16 protein-coding genes are annotated in these 22,029 nt (G+C 67.1%); 11 read left to right on the forward strand and 5 right to left on the reverse strand.

The window, feature by feature from the left end; genetic code table 11:
• Window positions 1-27: 27 nt before the first annotated feature.
• Entirely contained in the window at window positions 28-2,748 is a 2,721-nt protein-coding gene (locus D5S08_RS14035; protein WP_206610353.1) for a glycosyl hydrolase, read from the forward strand.
• 74 nt (window positions 2,749-2,822) lie between these two features.
• Here D5S08_RS14035 and D5S08_RS14040 read toward each other — a convergent pair whose 3' ends face one another.
• Genes D5S08_RS14040 through rlmN form a run of 3 tightly spaced genes read right to left on the reverse strand, consistent with a single transcriptional unit; the run spans window position 2,823 to window position 7,601 of the window.
• Window positions 2,823-5,330 carry a PhoX family protein gene (locus tag D5S08_RS14040; protein ID WP_121119645.1) on the reverse strand — a complete coding sequence of 836 codons (2,508 nt, stop codon included), beginning with the start codon at window positions 5,328-5,330 and terminating at the stop codon, window positions 2,823-2,825.
• A 53-nt stretch (window positions 5,331-5,383) separates the two neighbouring features.
• Window positions 5,384-6,319 (reverse strand): septation protein IspZ, encoded by a 936-nt coding sequence (locus tag D5S08_RS14045; protein ID WP_121119647.1) that lies wholly within the window; start codon window positions 6,317-6,319, stop codon window positions 5,384-5,386.
• Window positions 6,320-6,344: 25 nt separating this feature from the next.
• Window positions 6,345-7,601 carry a dual-specificity RNA methyltransferase RlmN gene (gene rlmN / locus D5S08_RS14050; RefSeq protein WP_121119722.1) on the reverse strand — a complete coding sequence of 419 codons (1,257 nt, stop codon included), beginning with the start codon at window positions 7,599-7,601 and terminating at the stop codon, window positions 6,345-6,347.
• Window positions 7,602-7,841: 240 nt separating this feature from the next.
• On the opposite strand from rlmN, the gene D5S08_RS14055 reads away from it, so the two are divergent.
• The 3 genes from D5S08_RS14055 to D5S08_RS14065 all read left to right on the forward strand — a co-directional run bounded on the left by D5S08_RS14055 (window position 7,842) and on the right by D5S08_RS14065 (window position 10,599).
• Complete coding sequence (locus D5S08_RS14055) at window positions 7,842-8,501, forward strand: outer membrane protein (RefSeq protein WP_121119649.1); 660 nt, start codon at window positions 7,842-7,844, stop codon at window positions 8,499-8,501.
• A gap of 125 nt (window positions 8,502-8,626) precedes the next feature.
• Window positions 8,627-9,388, forward strand: a complete 762-nt coding sequence (locus D5S08_RS14060) for an EAL domain-containing protein (protein WP_121119651.1) — start codon at window positions 8,627-8,629, stop codon at window positions 9,386-9,388.
• Window positions 9,389-9,441: 53 nt separating this feature from the next.
• The gene (locus D5S08_RS14065; RefSeq protein ID WP_121119653.1) at window positions 9,442-10,599 is read left to right on the forward strand and encodes a patatin-like phospholipase family protein; all 1,158 of its coding nucleotides are present in this window, start codon (window positions 9,442-9,444) and stop codon (window positions 10,597-10,599) included.
• On the opposite strand, the gene D5S08_RS14070 is transcribed toward D5S08_RS14065, so the two are convergent.
• Window positions 10,586-11,065, reverse strand: a complete 480-nt coding sequence (locus D5S08_RS14070) for a GreA/GreB family elongation factor (RefSeq protein ID WP_121119655.1) — start codon at window positions 11,063-11,065, stop codon at window positions 10,586-10,588. The two genes, D5S08_RS14065 and D5S08_RS14070, sit on opposite strands and share 14 nt — an antisense overlap.
• A gap of 16 nt (window positions 11,066-11,081) precedes the next feature.
• On the reverse strand, window positions 11,082-13,037 hold the full coding sequence (locus tag D5S08_RS14075; protein WP_121119657.1) for a lytic transglycosylase domain-containing protein: 1,956 nt from the start codon (window positions 13,035-13,037) through the stop codon (window positions 11,082-11,084).
• A gap of 99 nt (window positions 13,038-13,136) precedes the next feature.
• Here D5S08_RS14075 and dapA point away from each other — a divergent pair, with 99 nt between their 5' ends.
• From dapA to recA, 7 genes are all read left to right on the forward strand, one after another.
• On the forward strand, window positions 13,137-14,021 hold the full coding sequence (dapA, locus tag D5S08_RS14080) for a 4-hydroxy-tetrahydrodipicolinate synthase (RefSeq protein ID WP_121119659.1): 885 nt from the start codon (window positions 13,137-13,139) through the stop codon (window positions 14,019-14,021).
• Window positions 14,022-14,084: 63 nt separating this feature from the next.
• The gene (smpB, locus tag D5S08_RS14085) at window positions 14,085-14,567 is read left to right on the forward strand and encodes an SsrA-binding protein SmpB (RefSeq protein ID WP_121119661.1); all 483 of its coding nucleotides are present in this window, start codon (window positions 14,085-14,087) and stop codon (window positions 14,565-14,567) included.
• A gap of 62 nt (window positions 14,568-14,629) precedes the next feature.
• Window positions 14,630-15,193 (forward strand): DUF2062 domain-containing protein, encoded by a 564-nt coding sequence (locus D5S08_RS14090; RefSeq protein WP_241557423.1) that lies wholly within the window; start codon window positions 14,630-14,632, stop codon window positions 15,191-15,193.
• Window positions 15,136-17,637 carry a hybrid sensor histidine kinase/response regulator gene (locus tag D5S08_RS14095; protein WP_121119663.1) on the forward strand — a complete coding sequence of 834 codons (2,502 nt, stop codon included), beginning with the start codon at window positions 15,136-15,138 and terminating at the stop codon, window positions 17,635-17,637. Before D5S08_RS14090 ends, D5S08_RS14095 begins: the two co-directional genes overlap by 58 nt.
• Before the next feature lie 37 nt (window positions 17,638-17,674).
• Entirely contained in the window at window positions 17,675-19,204 is a 1,530-nt protein-coding gene (locus D5S08_RS14100) for a DUF4139 domain-containing protein (protein ID WP_121119665.1), read from the forward strand.
• 22 nt (window positions 19,205-19,226) lie between these two features.
• Entirely contained in the window at window positions 19,227-20,813 is a 1,587-nt protein-coding gene (locus D5S08_RS14105; protein WP_121119667.1) for a DUF4139 domain-containing protein, read from the forward strand.
• A gap of 124 nt (window positions 20,814-20,937) precedes the next feature.
• Window positions 20,938-22,005, forward strand: coding sequence for a recombinase RecA (gene recA, locus D5S08_RS14110; protein WP_121119669.1), 1,068 nt, complete (start codon window positions 20,938-20,940; stop codon window positions 22,003-22,005).
• Window positions 22,006-22,029 lie beyond the last annotated feature (24 nt).

Consider the following 22,029-nt stretch of genomic DNA (forward strand, 5'->3'; position numbering starts at 1 on the left):
TACAACATGACATGCGAGGGAGAGACCATGCCGCACATCAGGCCCGGCCGGGCGGTGCGCCGCACTGCGCAGGTGATGGCGGCGCTGTGCTGCCTCGCCGGGACGACCGTTCTTCACGCGCAGTCGGCAGCAGATGGCGGCGAATTGTGGCAGGGCTTCAGCGAACCGCCTGCGGAGGCGCGGCCGATGATGCGCTGGTGGTGGTTCGGCCCGGCGGTCGCCCCGGGGGAGATCGACCGGGAGCTGCGCGCCATGAAGGCAGGCGGTATCGGCGGGGTGGAGATCCAGCCGGTCTATCCGATGCAGCTGGATCATGCGGCGCAGGATGCGGCCAATCAGCGCTATCTGTCACCGGAGTTCCTGGCCAATCTGCGCCATGCAGCCGATACCGCGCGTGCGGAAGGGCTGCGGGTCGATGTGACCGGCGGCAGCGGCTGGCCTTATGGTGGGCCGCACATCCCGGTCGACCGCGCTTCTGCCGAAATCCGCCTTGTGCGCGTGCCCGTGGCAGCGGGGCAAAACGCGGTGATCCTGCCTGACGTGAATGCGGGCGAGCGCATCCTGTCTGCCATGATCGGCCCTGTCGCCGAGAAGACCGCCGCTCGCCCGCTTGCTCCGCTGGCGCATGAGGGCGCACGCGCCGATCTGACGTCGGCGGATGAGCCGCGGGAGGCGCTGGTCTTCATTGCCGGTCGCACCGGGCAACAGGTCAAGCGGCCGGGTATCGGCGGGGAAGGCTTCGTGCTCGACCATATGGACCCGGACGCGCTGCGATTGCATCTGGCCGAGGTCGTGACCCCGCTGCTGTCCGCCTTCGCCGGCACGAAACCGCCGCATGCGCTGTTTTCGGACAGTCTGGAGGTGTACGGCGGCAGCTGGACGCCCGACTTGCCGGCCGAGTTCGCCAACAGGCGCGGCTATGACCTGCTGGATCATCTTCCCGATCTGTTCCTGGACACGCCCGATAGCGGAGCGGTGCGGCACGACTGGGCGCTGACCCTGTCGGAGCTGGTGGACGAGCGCTACCTTGCGCCGCTGAGTGAATGGGCGAGGGAGCATGGCACGCAAGTGCGCGCACAGGTCTATGGCTACCCGCCAGCGACCCTGTCCAGCAATGCGCTGATCGCCTTGCCCGAAGGGGAGGGCGAGGATTGGCGTGACTTCAACTCCACGCGCTGGGCCACTTCGGCAGCCCACCTGTATGACAAGCCGGTCGTCTCGTCGGAGACCTGGACCTGGCTGCATTCGCCGTCCTGGGCCGCCACGCCGCTGGACATGAAGATGGAGGCGGATCGCCACTTCCTGCAGGGCGTGACGCAGCTGATCGGGCATGGCTGGCCCTACAGCCCGCCCGGTGAAGCCGAGCCCGGCTGGTCGTTCTATGCCGCGGCAGCGCTGAACGATCACAATCCATGGTACCCGGTGATGGCGGATGTCAGCCGTTATCTGGCGCGCACCTCGTGGATGCTGCGGCAGGGGGCGCCGGCAAATGGCGTGGCGCTGTACCTGCCGATCGAGGATGCCTTCGCGGCGATGGTTCCGGCGCGCCCTTCCGCCAACGTCAAGGTGGGCGAGCTGCTGCCGGACACGCTGGTGAGCGACATCCTGGATTCCGGCCACGGCCTAGACTTCGTGGATAGGGGCGTGTTGCAGGGACGGACCTTGCCGCACCGCGTGCTGCTGCTGCCCCATCTGCAGCGGATCGATGCGGATGCCTTCCGGAAGATCGAGCAATGGGTCGGGAGCGGCGGGCGGCTGCTGGCAATCGGCGACCTGCCGGAGACAGCCGGAGGGCTGCACGCCGAGGAAGACAGCGCGGCCGTGCAGGCCATCAGCCGTCGCCTGCTCGCCAGCGGTGCTGTGACCGTGATCGACCCTGCGGAGGTCACGCCGGCACTGCGGGCGGCCGCGACGCCCGACGTCACCCTGGCCATGCCCGACCCGGATATCGGTTTTATTCGCCGCAACACGGCGGACCGGGACATCTTCTTCATCGTCAACAGCGGCAACCAGCCGGTGCATACCAGTGCACGCATCGCCAGCCGGTTCGCCGCTGGCGAGTGGTGGGATCCGATGACCGGCCGCCGCTGGCCGGCGGGTGGCGGAGATGCGGTCGAGCTGACATTGGCGCCGTACCAGTCGCGGTTCCTGATCTTCAGCGAGGAAGCGGGGCCCGTGCAGGCAGTCGGCGTACCAGAGCGGCGGCAACCGCTGGCGGGGGGCTGGACCTTGTCGATCGACGGCCGCCAGATCGCGGAAGATGTCTGGCGCGATTGGGCGACGCGCGATGGCCTGCAATATTTCTCGGGCATCGGGACGTATCGGACCGAGCTGCCGATTGCCGGCCTCGATCCGCAAGCCTGCTACGTCCTCGATTTCGGGGAAGCACGGCCCGCTCCGGCACCGCCCCGCGCTCGCCATCAGGCAGAGCTCGCGGCTCCGGTGCGTGATGCGGCAATCGTCAGCGTGAATGGCGCGCGCGTCGGTTCTGCTTGGGCCCCGCCTTACCGCCTCGACATCACGGCGGCGCTGCGGGACGGAGCCAACCGGATCGAGATCGATGTGGCGAACACGATGATGAACCATCTGGCCGGGCAGCCGCGCACGGATCATCGCCTGCTGCATGCCCGCTATGGCGAGCGTTTCCAACCGCAGGATCAGGACAGCATCGCGCCGCAGCCGTCCGGATTGCTGCAAGCGGTCGACCTGATCACTGTGCCGGCTGACGCGGGGACTTGCGGGCGCTAGGAAGTGACTGATGCCTTAGCGGCCGGCCCATCCCGCAGGACGGACCGGCCGCGATCCTGAAGCGTCGGCTCAGCTCAGATGCCGACGATCCCGCCATCATCCTTGGTGACGGCGATCAATGCGGAACGGGGGCGCCCAGCGCGATCGCCGGACTGGCTTTGCGGCCAGTGGCTGGTGGGGGCGGTCGGCTCCCCGCCTTCGCCGGGATGCTGGATACCGGCGAACAGGGTGCGGCCATCAGGCGTGGTGTCGACGCCGGTCAGCTCGCATTCTACGGGGCCGACCAGGAAGCGCTTGATAGTCGCGGGCGTGGCCGCCGCGCCGACAAAGGTCGCCTGCTGCGCGGTGGCGCCGTTCGTGCTGGTGTTGGTAATGGTGCGCGCGCCGCCATCACCCACGCGCCCGGGGAAGGCGGCCAGCATCTGGTTGTTGGTGCGATCGGTCATCGCCCCATCATCCGTCTGCAGCCACATCAGCGGCTTGCCCTGACCGGCCGGGTTGGTCGGACGGGAGAAGTACAGGCCATCCGGGCTGGAGAAGGAATTGCTGTCGTCCAGGCCGGAGACGTTCACGTTGGCCCGATCGGCATCCACATTGTCCGCCCCGAACAGGTAGATGTCCCAGGTGAACGCCGGCGCCGCGCCGTCATTGCCATCTTCCCGCAGACGGATGATGTGGCCATTGGGATTGCCGACCTGGGAAACGGTGGCGTTCTCGTCCAGATCCTCGAAGCCCGGGCGGGCCTTCGGGTCGTCGTAATGCCGCGGATTGGCGGCATCGGTGCCGTTCAGCGGACGGCTGGATGCGTTCGAGTTGGTCAGCGTCAGGTAGATCTCGCCATTGCCGGGGTTCACGCCCGTCCATTCGGGCCGATCCATCGGCGTGGCATCCAGCGCATCGGCAGCCAGGCGGGCGTTCACGCAGATGTCGGCCTGGTTGGCGAAGGCATATTCCGGCTCGCTGCCCACGGCCGGGCGGTTCGGCACCTTGCCGAATACCAGCGGCAGCCAGGTGCCGGTGCCGTCGGGATCGAAGCGCGCAACGTGCAGCGTGCCCTTGTCCAGGTACTTGTCACCGATCGCCAGCGGATCGGTCGCACCGGCATCCGCCGGGTTCCAACTCGCCTCGGACACGAATTTGTAGAGATATTCTCCGCGGGAATCATCGCCCATGTAGACCGCGACCGGCCTGCCGGAGACAGGCAGGCCCATCCAGGCGCCTTCATGGCCGAACCGGCCCAGTGCCGTGCGCTTGCGCGGGGCTGCGGCGGGATTGTACGGGTCGAATTCGACCACCCAGCCATATTGCTGCGGCTCGTTGCGGTAATCTTCGGTGGCGCTGGCGCCGGTGGCGCGCGCGTCCCACTTGCGGAACACCGCATCGCCCGATTGCACGGTCGACCAGGCATAGCTGCCGGTCGAACTGGTGACACCATAGCGGCGCAGGCTCGTCAGTTCGCGGCTGGAACGATTGGCGTTGTCGCTGCTGGCACCGCTGTTCGGGCGGCGGAAATATCCGGCCCAGTTCTCCTCGCACGTGATCATGGTCGCCCAAAGGGACACGCCGATGGCACAATTGTTGATAGTGCCACGACCATCAGTGCCGGCGGGGGAGTAGACGGTCTTCAGGAAGTCCGACCCGCGCGCGGGGCCATGCATCACCATCGGCGTCATGGGCGTCAGCCGGCGGTTAAAGCTGCTGTCCTGCACCCAGGTCCATCGCCGGTCGCCGGTGTCGCGGATCTCGGTCACGGCCACGCCATGCGCCTCGATCTCCTTCAGCGCCTCGGCAGCGGGGCGCGGCCCGGTGGAGACGTTGGTGGAGCCATTCACATGCAGGTACTGGTGGTTGATGTTCTCGTGGTTCTGCGCGATCAGGCCGCGGGTGGAGGAGGTGAGATCCTTCTGCCCGGCGCCGTTCAGTCCGAAATAGGCGAACCCATCGTGATGGTCGCCGATCCGCTGCGCGAAGTTCGTGTCCGTCCCGTCATTGCGATAGGCCGGCACGCCCGCGGCGATCGGGTCGCCGGTGCGCATCAGCACGGTCACGCTGTAACCTTCGGGCACGGTCACCACGTCGGCGCGGTTCTTGGCCACTGCCGTGAAGGCCAGGGTCGCCGGGGTGATGGTGATCGTGGTGGTGTCGGCCGCCAGCACGCCGTCTGCGTTGCGCGCGTCGAACGAAAACACCAGCGGCGTATCCTGCGCCACACCGGGTGCCAGGAAGGTTAGGGTGTCACCACTGCCGGTCAGCTCCACGGTCGGCCCGCTGATCTGGCGCCAGCCACGCTCATTCGCGGACCCGTTTGTCACGGCGCCTTGCAGCGTTACCGTGCGCCCGGCCGGGACAGAGGCATCCTGCCCGGCATTGACCAGGAATGCCTCGGCACTGTCGCCACCGAAGTCGCAGGCGGCCAGCAGTCCGGTGCCCAGGAATGCCGCGGCTGAGGCCTGCAGGCTGCCCATGATGGTCTGCCGCCGGCTGAACCGTTCGGCCGCCATGCTCTCCAGAGAGCGCTTGCCCGTCCGGTTGGTGTCGGTATCGCCGTCCCAATAGCCGCGATGATCGAGCTGGTTGTCCATAACGTTGTCCCCCGTGCAAGTTGATGGGACGGCGCTATCGTTGCACTGTTACATCATTTTGCGATTGCTGAGACAGTTTCGTGACGGCGCGCTGATGAGCCCGAGCGGGCGTAGCGGAACACCAGCAGCATCATTGCCGCGCCAAGGACGAAATCCACAAAGGTGCTGTAGAACAGCCAGACATCCGTGCTGGCATAAACGGCGACCGCATAGTTCAGCCCGGCCATGACCAGGCCGAGAAGGCCGAAGCCCAAGGCCAGCCGGCCCGGGTCGATATCAGTGTAGGGCAGGTAGCGGACCATACCCTTGCCCAGGCGATTGCCGCCCAGCAGCCCGTCGCCCAGGAACAGCACCGCGCTGATCACACCCAGGATGGTGGTGCGCATCTTCACGGCCATGTCATCCTGGAAGATCAGCGCCAGCGCAGCCGACAGCAGCAGCATGACGACGCCGAACATGGCCAGGCCACCCAGCAGGTCGACCTTCACGAAGCGCTGCACCACCACCAGCGCCAGCCCGATCACCGCGCCGGCGAGCGCCGCTGTCGTCAGATCGGTCAGCTTCGCGATGACATAGAACAGGATGCCCAGTGCCAGATCCACCAGCAGCGGCACCTTGTTGGCGTTGTAGCGGCTCATGTCGATATTGGGGTCGGACACCATCTTCTTGGCGCTTGCGGGATAGGCGATGCGCCGGCCGGGATGGCTCTCGTGCAGCAGCGTGCCGTCTTCCCGGACGGCAATGCCGACATTCACCCAGTTGATATATCCTGCTTCCACCTGCAGCAACGTGCCATCGGGCAGGGTGGCCGCCAGCTGGTGATTGCGCGTTGACTCCGCACCGGTGGCAGGCGTGCTGTCCCGCGCAACAACGGTGCCATCGACTGCCAGCTCGCTATGCATGCCGGCGAAATCGGCACGGACAATCGCTTCGCATGGCAGGCCATGCGCAAGGAAAGGACGGCGGTACCGGGCAAGGGTCAGGTTCATCGGTCAGCCCCGCAAGAGCAATTGTTTACTGGTGGACGAGTTGTTCCGCTGCGGCTGCCGCCGCGTCCCGATCCCGGTCGGCCCGGCTGCGCTTCTCCGCAGCGGTCTTCAGCTGGCCGCAGGCTGCATCGATATCGCGCCCCCGCGGCGTGCGCACCGGGGCGCTGATGCCCCCTTCGAACACAATGTCGGAAAAGCGGCGAATACGTTCCGGCGTGGAGCATTCGTAGCCGGAGCCTGGCCACGGATTGAACGGGATCAGATTGACCTTGGCCGGCAGGTCATACTTGCGCAGCAGGCGGACGAGTTCGTGCGCGTCTTCGTCGCTGTCGTTGCGATCCTTCAGCATGACATATTCGAAGGTGATGCGCCGGGCGTTGGAGGCGCCGGGGTAGGCGGCGCAGGCGGCCAGCAGATCCTCGATCCCGTATTTGCGGTTGAGCGGCACCAGCTCGTCACGCACTTCCTTGCGCACCCCGTGCAGCGAAACGGCAAGATTGACCCCGATTTCCTGTCCGCAGCGCTCCATCATCGGGATCACGCCGCTGGTGGACAGGGTGATCCGGCGCTTGGACAGCGCCAGCCCGTCGCCATCCATCACCAGCTGCAATGCGTCCCGCACATGGTCGAAATTGTACAACGGTTCGCCCATGCCCATCATCACGATGTTGGTCAGCAGGCGTCCGTCAGTGGTGTAGCCGCCTTCATCCTCCTCGCCATCCAGCCCCACCATCGTCCCGCGCGGCCATTCGCCGAGGCCGTCGCGGGCCAGCATGACCTGGCCCACGATCTCCCCCGGGGTCAGGTTGCGGACCAGCCGCATCGTGCCGGTGTGGCAGAACGAACAGTTCAGCGTGCAGCCGACCTGGCTGGACACGCACAATGTGCCGCGGTCGGCATCGGGAATGAACACCATCTCGAAATCGTGGCCGTCGGACGTGCGCAGCAGCCATTTGCGCGTGCCGTCGGTCGAATGCTGCGCCTCGACCACTTCCGGCCGGCCGATCACGAAGCGTTCGGTCAGCCAAGGCCGCATCGTCTTGGCGATGTCGGTCATCGCCTCGAACTCGGTCACGCCGCGATGATACAGCCAGTGGAACAGCTGGCGCGAGCGGAGCTTGGCCTGTTTGCGATCGAGCCCGGCCTGCTCCAGCAGCTCGGCAATGCGCGGGCGGGGCAGGCCGATCAGGTCGATACGGCCATCGCCACGGGGGGTGACTTCGCGCGCGACGGGCACCGGATTGAGCGGACCGGGGATGGGCATGAGGGCAGTGTCTGGCATGATCGCCGACATATAGTCCACGCGGGCACGAAAGCCAATTTGCACCGGTTCCCGGACGAGCACGGCGCAACTCAACGGTTCGTCGCCCCACTGTTGCAGTTCATCGACAAAGATGTGGCAGATTTGTCACTCCCTTTTCGTTGTATTACGTTCATGAAACTGACGGGTGTGTCCAACATTCAACGGGTCCGCAGGCTGGGAAAGATCGGCTGCGCGTTTGGACAAGTTGGAGTTACGATTATGAATAAGGGTCTCGCACTTCTCGCCGCCGGTTCCGTGATCGCGTTCGCCGCGCCCGCAATGGCGCAGCAGAACCCGACCTTCACCGGTCCTCGCGTCGAGGCGCTGGTGGGCTACGATATCAACAAGCCCGGCAGCTCGCAGGACATCGACAACGCCGATGATCTGGACCAGTCGATGGAAGGCGCCAGCTACGGCGTCGGCGTCGGTTACGATTTCGCTGCCGGCGGTGCGCTGCTCGGGATCGAGGGTGAGTACATGGGCTCCTCCGCGGAAACCGACTATGACACGGCCGCCGCCGAAACCTTCGGCGTCGGTGCGGTAGAAGCCGGCCGTGACCTGTATGTCGGCCTGCGCGCCGGCATCCTGGCAACCCCGCGGGCACTGCTCTACGTGAAGGGCGGCTACACCAATGCCAGCTACAACGTGCTGACGCGCGCTGGCGGCGACACCACTGATACCGACATCAACCTTGATGGCTATCGCATCGGCGGCGGCGTGGAATATGCCCTGGACACCAACCTGTTCCTGAAGGGCGAGTATCGCTACTCCAACTACGGCGATGGTGAAGTGCGCGGGCCGGACGGCATCCGCAGCGACCGTTTCGATATCGACATGGATCGCCACCAGATCATGGCGGGCCTCGGCTACCGCTTCTGATCGGCTGAGCCATCTGGCCGCAACGGCCTTGCAGCGGGCGCGGGGGGCAACCTCCGCGCCCGTTTGCGTTTGCTTAAGCGCCAGGATCGTACAGGTACGTCGTTCGTGACAGGGGATTGCCGACAATGGGATGTGAAGGCTGTAAGGACTGGGCTGCGTTCGGCGTCGCGATACGCGCAGCATTCCAGCCCATCGTCGATCTGGAGAGCGGAGATGTGTTCGCCTACGAGGCGCTGGTTCGCGGGCCTGACGGGCAGGGCGCTGGCTGGGTGCTGGACCAGGTGGACGATGCCAACCGCTACACCTTCGACCAGGCCTGCCGGGTGGTCGCAATCAGGGATGCGGTCGCCGCCGGCCTGCTGGAAACCGAAGCCATGCTGTCGATCAACTTCCTGCCGAATGCCGTCTACTCACCGCAGGCCTGCATCCGGCTGACACTCGCCACCGCGCGAGAGCAGAACCTGCCGACAAGCCGGCTTATGTTCGAGTTCACGGAAGGCGAGCGGCTGGACGCGGCGCATGTACGCAACATCGTCGAAAGCTACCGTTCCTATGGCTTCATCACAGCGATTGACGATTTCGGTGCCGGCCATGCCGGGCTGGGCCTGCTGGCGGATATTCAGACCGACTTCCTGAAGCTGGACATGGCGCTGGTTCGCGGCGTTGAAAGCAGTCAGCCACGCCGGTTGATCGTCGCCGCCATGGTGCGGCTGGCACGGGCGATGAACATCCGCGTGATCGCCGAAGGGATCGAGAGCGTCGCCGAACTTGAGGAGCTGCGCCGGTTGGGTGTTCGCTACGTTCAGGGCTATCTCCTGGGCCGGCCGGCGCTGGGTGCGTTGCCAGTACCGGACCCTGACCTGCTGCAGCGATCCCACGCCGCCTGAGCGATCTGGCGGGCCATGTTGCATTGCGGCATGCAGACCCTCATCTTGGCCCCATGATGCATGGCTCCTTGCAGCAACGCCCCGATGTCCTCGTCCTGCAGGGCGGCGGCGCGCTTGGTGCCTATCAGGCCGGCGTTTACGAGGCGCTGCACAAGACGGGGTTCGAGCCGGACTGGATTGCCGGCATCTCGATCGGCGCGATTAATGCCGCGATCATAGCGGGCAACCCGCCAGAACGGCGAATGGAACGGCTGCGGCAGTTCTGGGATCTGGTTTCTTCCGAATGGCGGGCCGAACCGCTGGTGCCGGACGGCCCCATGCGTCAATGGTTCAACGAGTGGGCCGCCGCCGGCATCATGACAGGCGGCGTGCCGGGCTTCTTCCGGCCGCGACTGCCGGGCGAATGGCTGCTGCCCGAAGGCATGCAGCCTCTGGGCGTGTATGACACCAGTCCGCTGCGCGACACGTTGCTGCAGCTGATCGACTTCGACCGGCTGAATGATGGCGCCATGCGCTTCAGCGTGGGGGCGGTGAACGTCCGGACCGGCAATTTCAGCTATTTCGACAATCGCGAACGGCAGATCGGTCCGGAACATGTGATGGCCAGCGGCGCACTGCCGCCCGGCTTTCCGCCGGTGATGATCGATGGGGAGGCCTGGTGGGATGGCGGGCTGGTGTCCAACACGCCGCTGCAGCACGTGCTGGATACCTCCGCGCAGGCGGACCTGACAGTGTTTCAGGTGGACCTGTTCCACGCACTGGGCGACCTGCCGACAAATCTCTCGGAAGTGCTGCAGCGGGACAAGGACATCCGTTACAGCAGCCGCACCCGCATGAACACCGACCTGCAGCAACAGCTGGAGGAACTGCGCCTCGCGGCCGCCCGGCTGCTGGCCAAGCTGCCGCCGGAGCTGCGCGACGATGCCGATGCGCAGACGCTTTCCGCCTTGCCGCGGCCGGGCGCGGTTTGCGTGATGCATCTGATCAATCGCCGCGAACAGTTCGAAACGCAGAGCAAGGACTACGAGTTCAGTCGCGCGACGGTGAACGGCCATTGGGCGTCAGGCGTGACGGACGCCGTGGAATCGCTTGCCCATCCGTTGTGGCAGGAACGCGACCAGTATCAGCGCGGCATCGTGACCTTCGACCTGACCCATCCCGCCGGTCCGCAGGTGCGTTGCGGCACGGAGGCGCTGCTTACGCGTAGCTGATCGCCACCACTTCCCACTCCTTTTCTCCCGCCGGCAGGCGCACGGTGCGAAGATCGCCCACGCCAGCCCCGCGCAGCGCGCGGGCGATCGGCGCGCTCCAGCCAATGCGGTCGGCGGAGGCATCCTGCTCGTCATCCCCCACCAGCGTCAGCGTGCGGTGATTGTCATCCTCGTCCGCGATGGTGATGGTTGCACCGAAGAAGGCACGGTTGCGATCGGGTGTGGCCGCCGGGTCGATCACGCGCGCGGCCTTCATCCGCCGCGCAAGATGCGCCAGTTCGCGATCGATCTCCCGCATCCGCTTGCGCCCATAGAGGTAGTCGCCATTCTCCGACCGGTCGCCATTGCCGGCGGCCCAGCTGACAATGGCGACGATCTCCGGCCGCTCGGTCCCCAGAAGGTGGTCGTAGCGGGCCTTCAGCGCGCTCAACCCCGCCGGGGTGATGGGATTGCCTGGCTGCTTCATCGGCTCGGCCGTAGCCTCAGCGCAGGAAATCCTCCACCCCGCGCGCGCGGCCGAACGGCGCCTTCTCGGGATAGAGCTGTTCGTAAACCACGGCATTCTCGATCACGCGGGTGACATAGTTCTTGGTCTCGAAGAACGGGATCCGCTCGATCCAGTCGATCCACGAGACGGAACCGGTGCGCGGATCGCCATTGGCGGAAAGCCACTTGTTCACATTGCCGGGACCGGCATTGTAGGCCGCGATCGCCAGCGGCCAGCTGCCATAGCGGGCATAAAGCCGCTGGATGTGATTGCCTCCCAGCGTCATGTTGTACCCGGCATCCTCGATGAGGCTGGACTGCTGATACGCGATACCGGCCTTGTTCGCCTCTTCCTGAGCGGTGCCGGGCATCAGCTGCATCAGCCCCCGCGCGCCTGCATGGCTGATCGCGTTCTGAGCAAACTGGCTTTCCTGGCGGGCGATGGCGTGAACCATGGTCCAGTCCGTGCCCGCCGGCGGGATCACCGTAGGAAAGCCGATGCGGGTGAACCCGGTGTGCCCGTCGGCCACCGCCGAATCCAGCAGGTTCACCGCCAGATCCCGCCGGCCGATCTCCCGCGCCAGCTCCGCGACCAGCAGGTTCTCGCCCACGGTGGTCGCCTGATCGGCCAGCTCGCGGTAGAAGCGGATGCCGGTGCGCCAGGGCGCATCGCGCGCCACTTCCATCACGGCCGCGGTGATCGGCTTCTGGCGGAACAGTTCGCGCTCCTGCGCCGTCGGTTCGCCCACCGGCCCGGCGGGGAAGGGCGGCACCGGCCGGCCCAACGCCGTCAGTGCCAGCAGGCCGTAGAAGCGGTCCGGATAGGCGGCCGCCATTTCGTAGTATCGTTGCGCGCCCGCTGCATCGCCGGCCCGGGCTGCGGCAAAGCCTGCCCAGTAGAACCCCTTGGACCGGGTCGGACCGGTCCGCGCCGCGTTGCCATAGCGGTAGAATAGCGGCGCGGCGCTGGCCGCGTCACCCAGCTGCCACAGCGCCTGCGTGCCGCCCAGCCACACCAGGGAGGTATAATCGTCGCGCAGCTTGTAGGGCTTCGCGCTGATGTCGGCCCCGGCCTCGAACGCCTCGTCGATACGCGCGGCGATCGCCACGGCGGAGCGAGCGTCGGCAGCCCGCGCCACGGCCAGCTGCTCCTCCACCCAGCGGGTCTGGTCGAAGGGCAGGCGCGACAGTTGCGGATGCTGGGCGGCCAGCATCACTGCCTCTCCGCTCCGGTTCTCCTGCCGCAATTCGCGGCTGCGATTGTACAGCCAGCCCGGATCGGCCCTGGCGCCGGGATCGGCGATCGCGCCATCGCCGCCCTGCAGGATGGCAAGCCGGGCCGAGAACACCGGCTGCGCCGCCGGCGAGGTCCAGACCAGCTGCCGCTGGGCTGCCAGCGCATCCCGCTGCCACAGCAGCGCATCCATCCGGGCATCGTGATCGGCTTGCGTCAGCTGCGCGCCATAGCTGCCCTGGATCGTGGCGGCGGCCGTCTCGGCCATCTCGCCGCCGCGCCAGGCCTGCACGGCGACATCCGCCGCGGCACCCGGCCGCACTGCCATCAGCGCCAGCGCATATTGCGCGCGTGCCGCATTGCCGAGCGGCGGGTAGCGATCGAAGAACGCGACCACCTGACCCGGATCGGCATATTCCTGGCTCAACCGCCCTTCGGCAAAGCCGCGCATGCGCGTTTCGTCCGGCATGCCGGGATATTGCATCAGGAAGCCGGCATAATCGTTGAAGGAGAACGATCCGACCGCACTCAACGCCTGCCAGCGCGCGATTGCGTTGGCCATCGGGCCGGGCTGCATGGCGGCCAGTTGCGCGCGATTGCGGTCATATTCGGCGGCGACCGCGGCCGGGTCGCTCACTTGTGCGGTTGCGGGGAGAGGGAAAGCAAGCGCGCTGGCCAGCAGCAGCGCGGCAAATCGGGTGTGAAGCATGCTGGACATCGTGCCGGGCGGCTCCTTATCAGGCGCTTAACGAAAAGGGGTGGGCGGCCGAATGGCCGTGCTGCAGCCTTGGTTACCGGACAAGATGAAAGCGGCGCAATGTTTTCTGGCTCAATTCCTGCACTCATCACTCCGTTTCGCGCTGGGGCCGTGGATGAAAACGCCCTTCGGCGGTTGGTGGACTGGCAGATCGACAGCGGTTCCGCCGCGCTGGTCGCCTGTGGCACGACGGGCGAGGCATCCACTCTCGACAATGAGGAGCATCACCGCGTCATCGGGCTGGTGGTGGAGTTCGCCGCCGGGCGGGTGCCGGTAATTGCCGGCTGCGGCAGCAACGATACGCGCACCGCCCTGTGGCACCTGGAGGAGGCGCAGAAGCTGGGTGCCGATGCCGCGCTGTGTGTCGCGCCATACTACAACCGGCCGAGCCAGGCCGGGCTGCTGGCGCATTTCTCCGCTCTGGCGGAGGCGTGCGATCTGCCGATCATGCTGTACAACGTGCCCGGCCGTACCGTCACCGACCTGCTGCCGGACACCGTGGCGGAGCTGCACCGGCGGCACCCGCAGCGGATCGTCGCGTTGAAGGACGCCAGCGGTGACGTGACCCGGATCGTCACGCATCGGCTGGGCGCGGGCGAGGGACTGTGCCAGTTGTCAGGCGACGACCCGCTGGCACTGGCGGGCCGCGTGCTGGGCCAGACCGGGTGCGTGTCGGTAACCGCCAATGTCGCGCCGGCCCTGTGCGCCCAGTTCCACGCAGCGTGCGACGCCGGCGACTGGCTGCGCGCGCGGACATTGAACGACCAGCTGTTCCCGCTGCATCGCGCCCTGTTCGCGGATGCCAGTCCCGCGCCCACGAAGTACGCGCTCGCGAGGCTGCACGACTGGCTGACTGACGAGGTGCGGCTGCCGATCGTGCCGTGCGGAGAGACCGCACGGGCGGCGGTTGATGCCGCCCTGGCTGCACTGGGCCAGCCCGGCTAGCACCAACATCTCGCATGGCGGGGCTTCCCGCCGGTTGCTTTGCGTCCTACATGCGCGGCTCCCATGGCCAGACCCAAACCCGCCACTTTCGACAAGCAGAAGACCGTCGCCGAAAACCGGCGCGCGAGATTCGACTATTTCATCGAGGAAACCTTCGAGGCCGGCATTGCGCTCAGCGGCACGGAGGTGAAGTCGCTGCGGGGTGGCGAGGGGTCGATCGCCGAAAGCTATGCCCAGGTGAATGATGGGCAGGCGTGGCTGATCAATGCCAATGTGCCGGAATTCAGCCACGGCAACCGCTACAATCACGAGCCCAAGCGGCCACGCAAGCTGCTGCTGCACAATCGCGAGATCGAGAAGATGATCGGCGCGGTGGAGCGCAAGGGCATGACGCTGATCCCCCTTTCCGTCTATTTCAACAGCCGCGGGAGGGCCAAGGTGGAACTGGCGCTGGCCAAGGGCAAGCAGGTGCATGACAAGCGCCAGACGATCAAGGATCGGGACTGGAAGCGGGACAAGGCGCGCCTGATGCGGGATCGCGGCTGATCCGCTGATGTTTGCGCTTCCGCCCGCTTCCGCTCCCCTGCCGAAAGTGTATGGCGCGGCGCATGGCTGATGGCGAGAAATGGTGGAAGCCGCGGATGATGACGCGGGAGGAGATGGGGCAGAACCGCTGGCTCGCCCCCATCGCCCATCGTTTCCTCAGCCCCGAGCTATGGCGCTTCACCCGCCGGTCGGTGCCGCGCGGCGTGGCGCTGGGCCTGTTTGCGGGTTTTATCGTGCCGGTCGGGCAGATCTTCCTGGCGGCATTCCTGGCATTGCCGGTGCGCGCGAACGTGCCGGTGGCGGCAGCCGCGACCTTTCTCACCAACCCGTTCACCTTGCCCTTCTTCCTGGTGCTGGCCAACCGGCTGGGCCACTGGGTGCTGTTCCTGGATCAGGCCACCGGCGGGCAGGCGCCGGAGCGGCTCGATGGTGACGCCTGGGCGTTCATGGGCTGGTTCGTGGAAGTCGCGGGTGCGACGGCGCTGGGCTACCTGATCCTGGCGATCGTGGGCGCGATCATCGGTTATGCCGTGGCCGCGCTGGTGTGGCGGCTGGTCGTGGCGCGCAAATGGAGCCGCCGTGCCCTGCGGCGCGAACGCCGGCACTCGGGGCCGGTCGCACCTTGAGCGCCGGCGACCGGGCCCGGCTGACCTTCGGGGAGTGGCTGGCACTGGCCGCTGCCGTCGCGGCCAGCCTGGCGCTGCTGCATTACGCCACGGGCAGCTTCCTTCTGGTGAGCGCCTATGCCGGGGGCTTGCTGACCCTTGGCGTGCTCGCCTGGGTGCTGCTGCGGCGCCGGCTGGAGCAACCCGCCACCGGCGAGGTGCTGCTGCCGGACTGGTCGGTCACGGCAGGCGCCATAGAGGTGGATGGCGTGGAGAGCGGTGCCGCCATCGCCATCACCGATCGGGCGAACCGGCTGGTCTGCGCCAACAGCATCTATGTCGCGGGCTTCGGCGCCACCATCGCGCCCCCCCGCGTGTCGGGCGAGGAGGCGATGGTGGACGCTCTGGGCGCCGCGATCCGCACCGCCTGGCGTGATGGCACCGGCGGCCCCGTTGCGGTCACGGGACGGAACGGCCGGTGGACGGCCACTGTCCGCCGCACAGGTGCCGGGGAGGACCACCTGATCTGGCGCTTCCTGCCGGCCGAGCCGCCGGATCCTGCTGTCGCCATGGCCGACCAGCTGGGCGGCGGCGTGGGCCAGCTGCTCTCGACCGCCGGGATCGAGGCGGCGCTGGTGGCTCATGATGGTGCGCTGGCAGCGGTGACGCCGGGTTTCGCCGCGAAGGCAGCCGGTGACGCCGAGGCCAACCTTGCCGGGCAGGAACTCGCCAGCCTGTTGCGGGCGGACGAGCGCGAGCGGATCTATTTCGCCCGTGAAGGTCGCGACGGGCATCCGCATGCGATGATATCCGCGCCGCTGCCCGATGCCGGCGGCACGCTGGTGCTGCTGGTCGATGCCGGTGCCCAGCTGGCTGGCTGGGGCGTCGAGCCGCCGGAGCAGGCGGCGCAGCTGGAGGCGGTGTTGGCGTCGCTTCCGCTGGGCCTGGCGGTGGCGGATCGCGACGGACGGCTGCTGTTCGCCAATCCGGCCTTCGTCCGCGCGGCTGGCGTGCAGAGCCAGCCTCTCCCGACCTATCCCACCGACCTGGTTGTGCGACAGGACAAGGCCGACCTTTCCGCTGCCGTCCGCCGTCATGCGCAAGGTGCGCCGACATCGGACGAGATCGCGGTGCGCCTGCGCTCCGGCCCGGAAGAACCCGTCACGCTTGGCTTTGCCGGGGTGCGCGGACTGGGGGACGCCGCCGTGCTGCTGTCGCTGATCGACAGCACGGAGCAGAGCCGACTGAAGCGACAGGTGGCGCAGGCCAGCAAGATGCAGGCGATCGGCCAGCTGGCGGGCGGTGTCGCGCATGATTTCAACAATGTGCTGACGTCCATCATCGGGCAGTGCGACCTAATGCTGATGCGCCATCTGCCCGGCGACAGCGACTATGGCGAAATCCAGCAGATCAAGGCGGATGCCAATCGGGCAGCCTCGCTCACGCGCCAATTGCTGGCTTTCTCCCGCCAGCAGACGCTGCAGCCGCAGGTCCTGCAATTGCCGGACGTGCTGGCGGAGGTCAGCCAGCTGCTGAAGCGCTTGCTGGGCGCGCATATCACGCTGGAGGTGCGGCACGACCGCGACCTGGGGGTGGTGCGCGCCGATCCGCGCCAGCTGGAGCAGGTGATCGTGAATCTGGCGGTCAATGCGCGCGACGCCATCCAGGCGAAGCGCGGCGATCATGCGCGCGGCACGCTCAGCTTTACCACCCGGCGGATCGGCGCGACGGATATTGCCCGCATGGAGAACCAGATCATCCCGCCGGGCGAGTACACGGCGCTGATTGCGGAGGATGATGGCGGCGGCATCCCGGAACAGCACCTGGCAAAGATCTTCGAGCCGTTCTTCACCACGAAGGAGCAGGGGAAGGGCACGGGGCTGGGCCTGTCCACCGTCTACGGCATCGTGAAGCAGTCGGGCGGGTTCATCTTCGCCGACAACGTGGCCGGGCCGGGTGCTGCGCCGGGTTCGCCCAGGGGGGCGCGTTTCACCATCTTCCTTCCCGTCCATCGCGCCACCGCGGAGGAGCTGGACCGGCTGGCGGCGCCCCCGCCCGCGCCGGAGCCGCCCGCAGCCGAATGGTCGGGTGGCGGCCGCATCCTGCTGGTGGAGGACGAAGATATGGTCCGCCTGGTCGCGCAGCGTGCCTTGCTGCGGGCCGGGCACGATGTCGTGACCGCCGGCGATGGCGAAGAGGGGCTGGAGCAGCTGCGTACCGCACTGGCGGCGGGGCAGCCCTTCGATCTGGTGGTCAGCGACGTGGTGATGCCGGTAATGGACGGCCCGGCCATGGTCCGCGCCATCCGGACGGTGGTGCCCGACATGCCGGTGCTGTTCATGTCCGGCTATGCCGAGGCGCAGCTGCGCGACGAGATCGACGAGCCGCACATGCACTTTCTGGCCAAGCCCTTCAATGTCGCGGAGATTGCCGCCAAGGTGGGCCAGGTGATCGCCGCCCGCTGATTCGATCCGCGGGGCGGCGAACGGGGGAGGGGCCTGGATGACGCGTCACGACAGATTGATCGCCTGTGCCGGCGTGCTGCTCTGCGCGGCGGTGACGGCGCAGGCGCAGGATGCCTCCACACCGCTGGGCGCAAGCGCGCAGGGCGAGGTTTCCGTCACCATCTACAATAACGATCAGGCGCTGGTACAGGATGTGCGGCAGCTGGCGATCCCGCAGGGACGCAGCACGGTCGTCCTGCCCGACGTGTCCGCCCGGATCCGGCCGGAGACGCTGGGCTTCGCCGCGGCCGATGCCGGGATCGTCGAACAGAACTTCGACTTCGACCTGCTGACACCCGGCAGCCTGATGGACAAGGCGGTCGGCCGCCAGGTCACGCTGATCCGCACCAATCCCGGCACAGGGGCGGAGCTGCGCGAACGCGCCACCGTGCTGTCCACCACGGGCGGGGTGGTGGTGCGCATCGGCGACCGGATCGAGGTGCTGCGCGACGATGGCTTGCCCGTCCGCGTGATCTTCGACGAGGTGCCGCCCAACCTGCGCGCCCGGCCGACTCTATCCGTCACCGTGGACAGCACCGCCGCCGGCACGCGGCCCGTGGCAATCCGCTATCTGACCACGGGTCTGGCGTGGAATGCCGATTACGTGGCCCTGTTCGACGAAGCGGCCGGCACGATGGCGGTGCAGGGCTGGGTCACCCTCAACAACCAGACCGGCACCACCTTCGCCAATGCCCGCACGCTGCTGGTGGCAGGATTGCCGGGTGTCAGGCAGCAGGTGAGGCAACAGGTGCAGTCGTCCATGCGCCAGGCCGGCTTCGGGCCGCTGGTGCCCGGGACCGAAAGCACGGATCGCGAACGGGTGGGCGACTACTACCTCTACCCGCTGGCGCAGCCGACCACGATCGCCAGCAACCAGACAAAGCAGGTCAGCTTCCTGGATGTGCAGGGCGTGCCGGCGCGACGCGCATTCTTCCGCGACGTGCCATGGCTGACGAGTGACGAGGCGCCGGTGAATGTCACCAGCCTGATCCAGTTCAGCACGGGCGGTGCCAGTGCCGGCGGAACGGGGCTGGGCGATGCGCTGCCGGCCGGAACGGTGCGCTTCTATCAACGGGACCAGGCCGGCAATCCGCAGTTCGTCGGCGAGGATCAGGTCCCGCACAGCCCGGCCGGCAGCCAGCTGGGCCTGACCACGGGGGAAGCCTTCGACATCACCGTGCAGGCGCAGGTGACGGCGCGAGAGCGGATCTCCTCCGGCGAGTTCGTCGCCAGTGCGCGCTATCGGGTGACGCAGGATGACGGTGCGACCAGCACGGCGACGGTGGAGCAGGCGGTGGAATATTGGCGCACCACCATGCGCTACACGCTGACCAATGCGCGCAGCCAGCCGGTGGAGGTCGATCTATTGCAGAGCGGCCTGTCCCGCGGCTTCTGGCTGAACGACACGCGCGTGGTGCAGGAAAGCGCCACGGGGCAGCAGCTCGACGTCGATCGCCGGCTTTATGTTGTGCCGGTGCCGGCCAACGGCCGGACCGAACTGACCGTCACTTACGAAACCCGTTACTGATCCGCGGCGGGGGAGGGGCGCCATGCGCGCGACGATCGCCGGATTGCTGGCCATGGCTTTTGCCGCGCCGGCTTGCGCGCAGGCGGTCGTCGATGCCTCCGCCCCGCTGGGCCATGCGGTAACGATCTACCGCGATCCGGAGCGGCGGCCCACCACGGCCATGAACCGCAGCCGGCCACGTGGTTTCGCCATGATCACCGAGCGGCGCCAGGTGACCCTGCCGGTCGGCCAGTCCACCATCCGCTTCACCGGCGTGGCGGAGGGGATGGTCGCAGTCAGCGCCATTGTCACCGGCCTGCCGGGCGGTCCGGTGGAGCAGAACCGGAACGCCAACCTGCTGGGCCCTGCAGCGCTGGTGGACGGCACGCTGGGCAATCGCGTGACCGTCACCCGCACCAACCCGGCCACCGGGGCCGAGCAGGCAGAGGAAGCCATTATCCGCACCCGCGCCGATGGCGGGCTGGTGCTGGAGACAGAGCAGGGGTTCGAGGCGGTGCGCTGTTCGAGCCTGCCAGAGCGGCTGAGCTTCGACCGGGTGCCGGACGGCTTGTCTGCGCAGCCGGTCTTTTCCATCGAGGCCGCCGATGCCATCGGCGGCACTTACGAGGTGGAGCTGACCTATCTTGCTTGGGGGTTCGACTGGCAGGCGCATCATGTCGCCACGTTGAATGCGCCGGGGCAGGCGGCCGGCGAGGCAGGCGATCTGTCGCTGCGGCTGACCAGCTGGCTGACCCTGCTGAACGACAATGGCCAGAGCTTCCCGGATGCCGAGCTGCTGGTGGTCGCTGGCACGCTGAACATCACCAGTAATTTTCGCAGTCTGGCCAGCCCGCCGCGGGCCCGACCGCTCAACCTGACCTGCTATCCGCTGGGAAGCACGTCGCGGGGGACCGAGGCGTTCGAGCTGGGCGGCGTCGCCCGGCTCGCGGTGCCGGCGCCACCACCCCCGCCTCCTCCACCACCACCGCCGCCTGCGGCAATCACGGTCACCGGCGCGCGCGTCGCCATGATGGCGCAGGAAGAGGAATTGGGCGGATTGCGGCTGTACCGCGTGCCGGAGCCGGTCACGGTCGCCGCCAAGGGGCAGAAGCAGATCGCCTTCCTGCAACGGGACGACATCGAGGCAACGCTGATCTATCAGGCATCCTGCCTGCCGGGAAACCCGAGTGAATCCGCACGGCCACTCGCCATGCGGCTCGAGACGGTGAACGATGCCGCCCATGGTCTGGGCATCGCCTTGCCGGCGGGCGGCCTGACCCTGTTCGAACCGTCAGCCGCCGGCGACCTGCTGGTGGGTGAGCAGAGCCTGCCGGATCGCGACGCCGGACAGCAGGTCGCGCTGCCGCTGGCGGACAGCACGCAGCTGTTCCTGACCTGCCGGCAGGTCAGCGACGGCCGCAGGAGCAAGCGGATGGCCGCCACGATCAGCAATGCCGGCAAGGTGCCTGCCCGTGTCCGTCTGCTCCTGTACACGCCAGTTCTCGGGCGCGTCACCGGGCTGCCCGGCGCACGATTGAAGGACGGCGTCACCGCCACCGAACTGGTCGTTCCGGCTGGAGGCACCCGGCGGCTGCGCTGGACCGTGCGGCCGAGCGCGGATGGGAACTGATTAAGGTAGGAAATTATCTGTTCGCCTCTTGTTCCAAAGGAACAAAGCGAATACATGGTCGGAAACATCCACAGCCGCGTTGCAAGAGGGCTTGCCATGGCGGGGTGTTCTGACGGAGGCACAGATGGCGGCAGAACTGAAGCTGGTCGAAAAGGACAAGAACTTGGACCGTCAGAAGGCATTGGACGCGGCGCTCGCCCAGATCGACCGCGCATTCGGCAAGGGTTCGGCGATGAGGCTGGGCTCGAAGGAGACCATGCAGGTGGAGTCGATCTCCACCGGGTCGCTTGGCCTCGACATCGCACTTGGCGTGGGCGGCTTGCCGCGCGGCCGGGTGATCGAGATCTATGGCCCGGAAAGCTCCGGCAAGACCACCCTGGCGCTGCACACGATTGCAGAGGCCCAGAAGGGCGGCGGCACGGCTGCCTTCGTCGATGCCGAACATGCGCTGGATCCGGTCTATGCCAAGAAGCTGGGCGTCAACATTGACGAGCTGATCGTCTCTCAGCCTGATACGGGCGAGCAGGCGCTGGAGATCGTGGACACGCTGGTGCGGTCCAACGCGATCGACGTGCTGGTGGTCGATTCGGTTGCGGCGCTGGTGCCGCGGGCGGAGATCGAGGGCGAGATGGGCGACAGCCATGTCGGCCTGCAGGCTCGATTGATGTCGCAATCCCTGCGCAAGCTGACCGGCTCCATCAGCCGCAGCCGGTGCATGGTGATCTTCATCAACCAGCTGCGCATGAAGATCGGCGTGATGTACGGCAATCCGGAGACAACGACCGGCGGCAATGCGCTGAAGTTCTACGCTTCCGTCCGTCTGGACATCCGCCGCACCGGCCAGATCAAGGACCGGGACGAGATCGTGGGCAACGCCACCCGCGTGAAGGTCGTGAAGAACAAGGTCGCCCCGCCGTTCAAGCAGGTCGAGTTCGACATTATGTATGGCGAAGGCGTGTCCAAGATCGGCGAGATCCTGGATCTGGGCGTCAAGGCCGGGCTGGTGGAGAAGTCGGGCAGCTGGTTCTCCTATGACAGCGTCCGGATCGGGCAGGGGCGGGAGAACGCCAAGACCTTCCTGAAGGAAAATCCGGAACTGCGTGACAAGCTGGAAGCGGCCATTCGCGGCCGGACCGACCAGGTGGCCGAGGAGATGATGGTCGGCCCCGATGCAGAGGATGCCGAGTTCTGAGAAAGGCAATGTGCCGCGCCATGC

Origin of the sequence: Croceibacterium ferulae (genome assembly GCF_003660445.1) — a bacterium.
GTDB classification, from domain to species: Bacteria; Pseudomonadota; Alphaproteobacteria; order Sphingomonadales; family Sphingomonadaceae; genus Croceibacterium; species Croceibacterium ferulae.

What these genes read in the sequence shown, in the direction of transcription:
- dapA (WP_121119659.1), top strand. Translation starts at nt 13,137, where the DNA reads ATGTTTTCTGGCTCAATTCCTGCACTCATCACTCCGTTTCGCGCTGGG.
- smpB (WP_121119661.1), top strand. Translation starts at nt 14,085, where the DNA reads ATGGCCAGACCCAAACCCGCCACTTTCGACAAGCAGAAGACCGTCGCC.
- D5S08_RS14070 (WP_121119655.1), bottom strand. Translation starts at nt 11,065, where the DNA reads ATGAAGCAGCCAGGCAATCCCATCACCCCGGCGGGGTTGAGCGCGCTG.
- D5S08_RS14035 (WP_206610353.1), top strand. Translation starts at nt 28, where the DNA reads ATGCCGCACATCAGGCCCGGCCGGGCGGTGCGCCGCACTGCGCAGGTG.
- rlmN (WP_121119722.1), bottom strand. Translation starts at nt 7,601, where the DNA reads ATGCCAGACACTGCCCTCATGCCCATCCCCGGTCCGCTCAATCCGGTG.
- D5S08_RS14075 (WP_121119657.1), bottom strand. Translation starts at nt 13,037, where the DNA reads ATGTCCAGCATGCTTCACACCCGATTTGCCGCGCTGCTGCTGGCCAGC.
- D5S08_RS14090 (WP_241557423.1), top strand. Translation starts at nt 14,630, where the DNA reads ATGGCTGATGGCGAGAAATGGTGGAAGCCGCGGATGATGACGCGGGAG.
- recA (WP_121119669.1), top strand. Translation starts at nt 20,938, where the DNA reads ATGGCGGCAGAACTGAAGCTGGTCGAAAAGGACAAGAACTTGGACCGT.
- D5S08_RS14040 (WP_121119645.1), bottom strand. Translation starts at nt 5,330, where the DNA reads ATGGACAACCAGCTCGATCATCGCGGCTATTGGGACGGCGATACCGAC.
- D5S08_RS14045 (WP_121119647.1), bottom strand. Translation starts at nt 6,319, where the DNA reads ATGAACCTGACCCTTGCCCGGTACCGCCGTCCTTTCCTTGCGCATGGC.
- D5S08_RS14060 (WP_121119651.1), top strand. Translation starts at nt 8,627, where the DNA reads ATGGGATGTGAAGGCTGTAAGGACTGGGCTGCGTTCGGCGTCGCGATA.
- D5S08_RS14065 (WP_121119653.1), top strand. Translation starts at nt 9,442, where the DNA reads ATGATGCATGGCTCCTTGCAGCAACGCCCCGATGTCCTCGTCCTGCAG.
- D5S08_RS14095 (WP_121119663.1), top strand. Translation starts at nt 15,136, where the DNA reads ATGGAGCCGCCGTGCCCTGCGGCGCGAACGCCGGCACTCGGGGCCGGT.
- D5S08_RS14055 (WP_121119649.1), top strand. Translation starts at nt 7,842, where the DNA reads ATGAATAAGGGTCTCGCACTTCTCGCCGCCGGTTCCGTGATCGCGTTC.
- D5S08_RS14100 (WP_121119665.1), top strand. Translation starts at nt 17,675, where the DNA reads ATGACGCGTCACGACAGATTGATCGCCTGTGCCGGCGTGCTGCTCTGC.
- D5S08_RS14105 (WP_121119667.1), top strand. Translation starts at nt 19,227, where the DNA reads ATGCGCGCGACGATCGCCGGATTGCTGGCCATGGCTTTTGCCGCGCCG.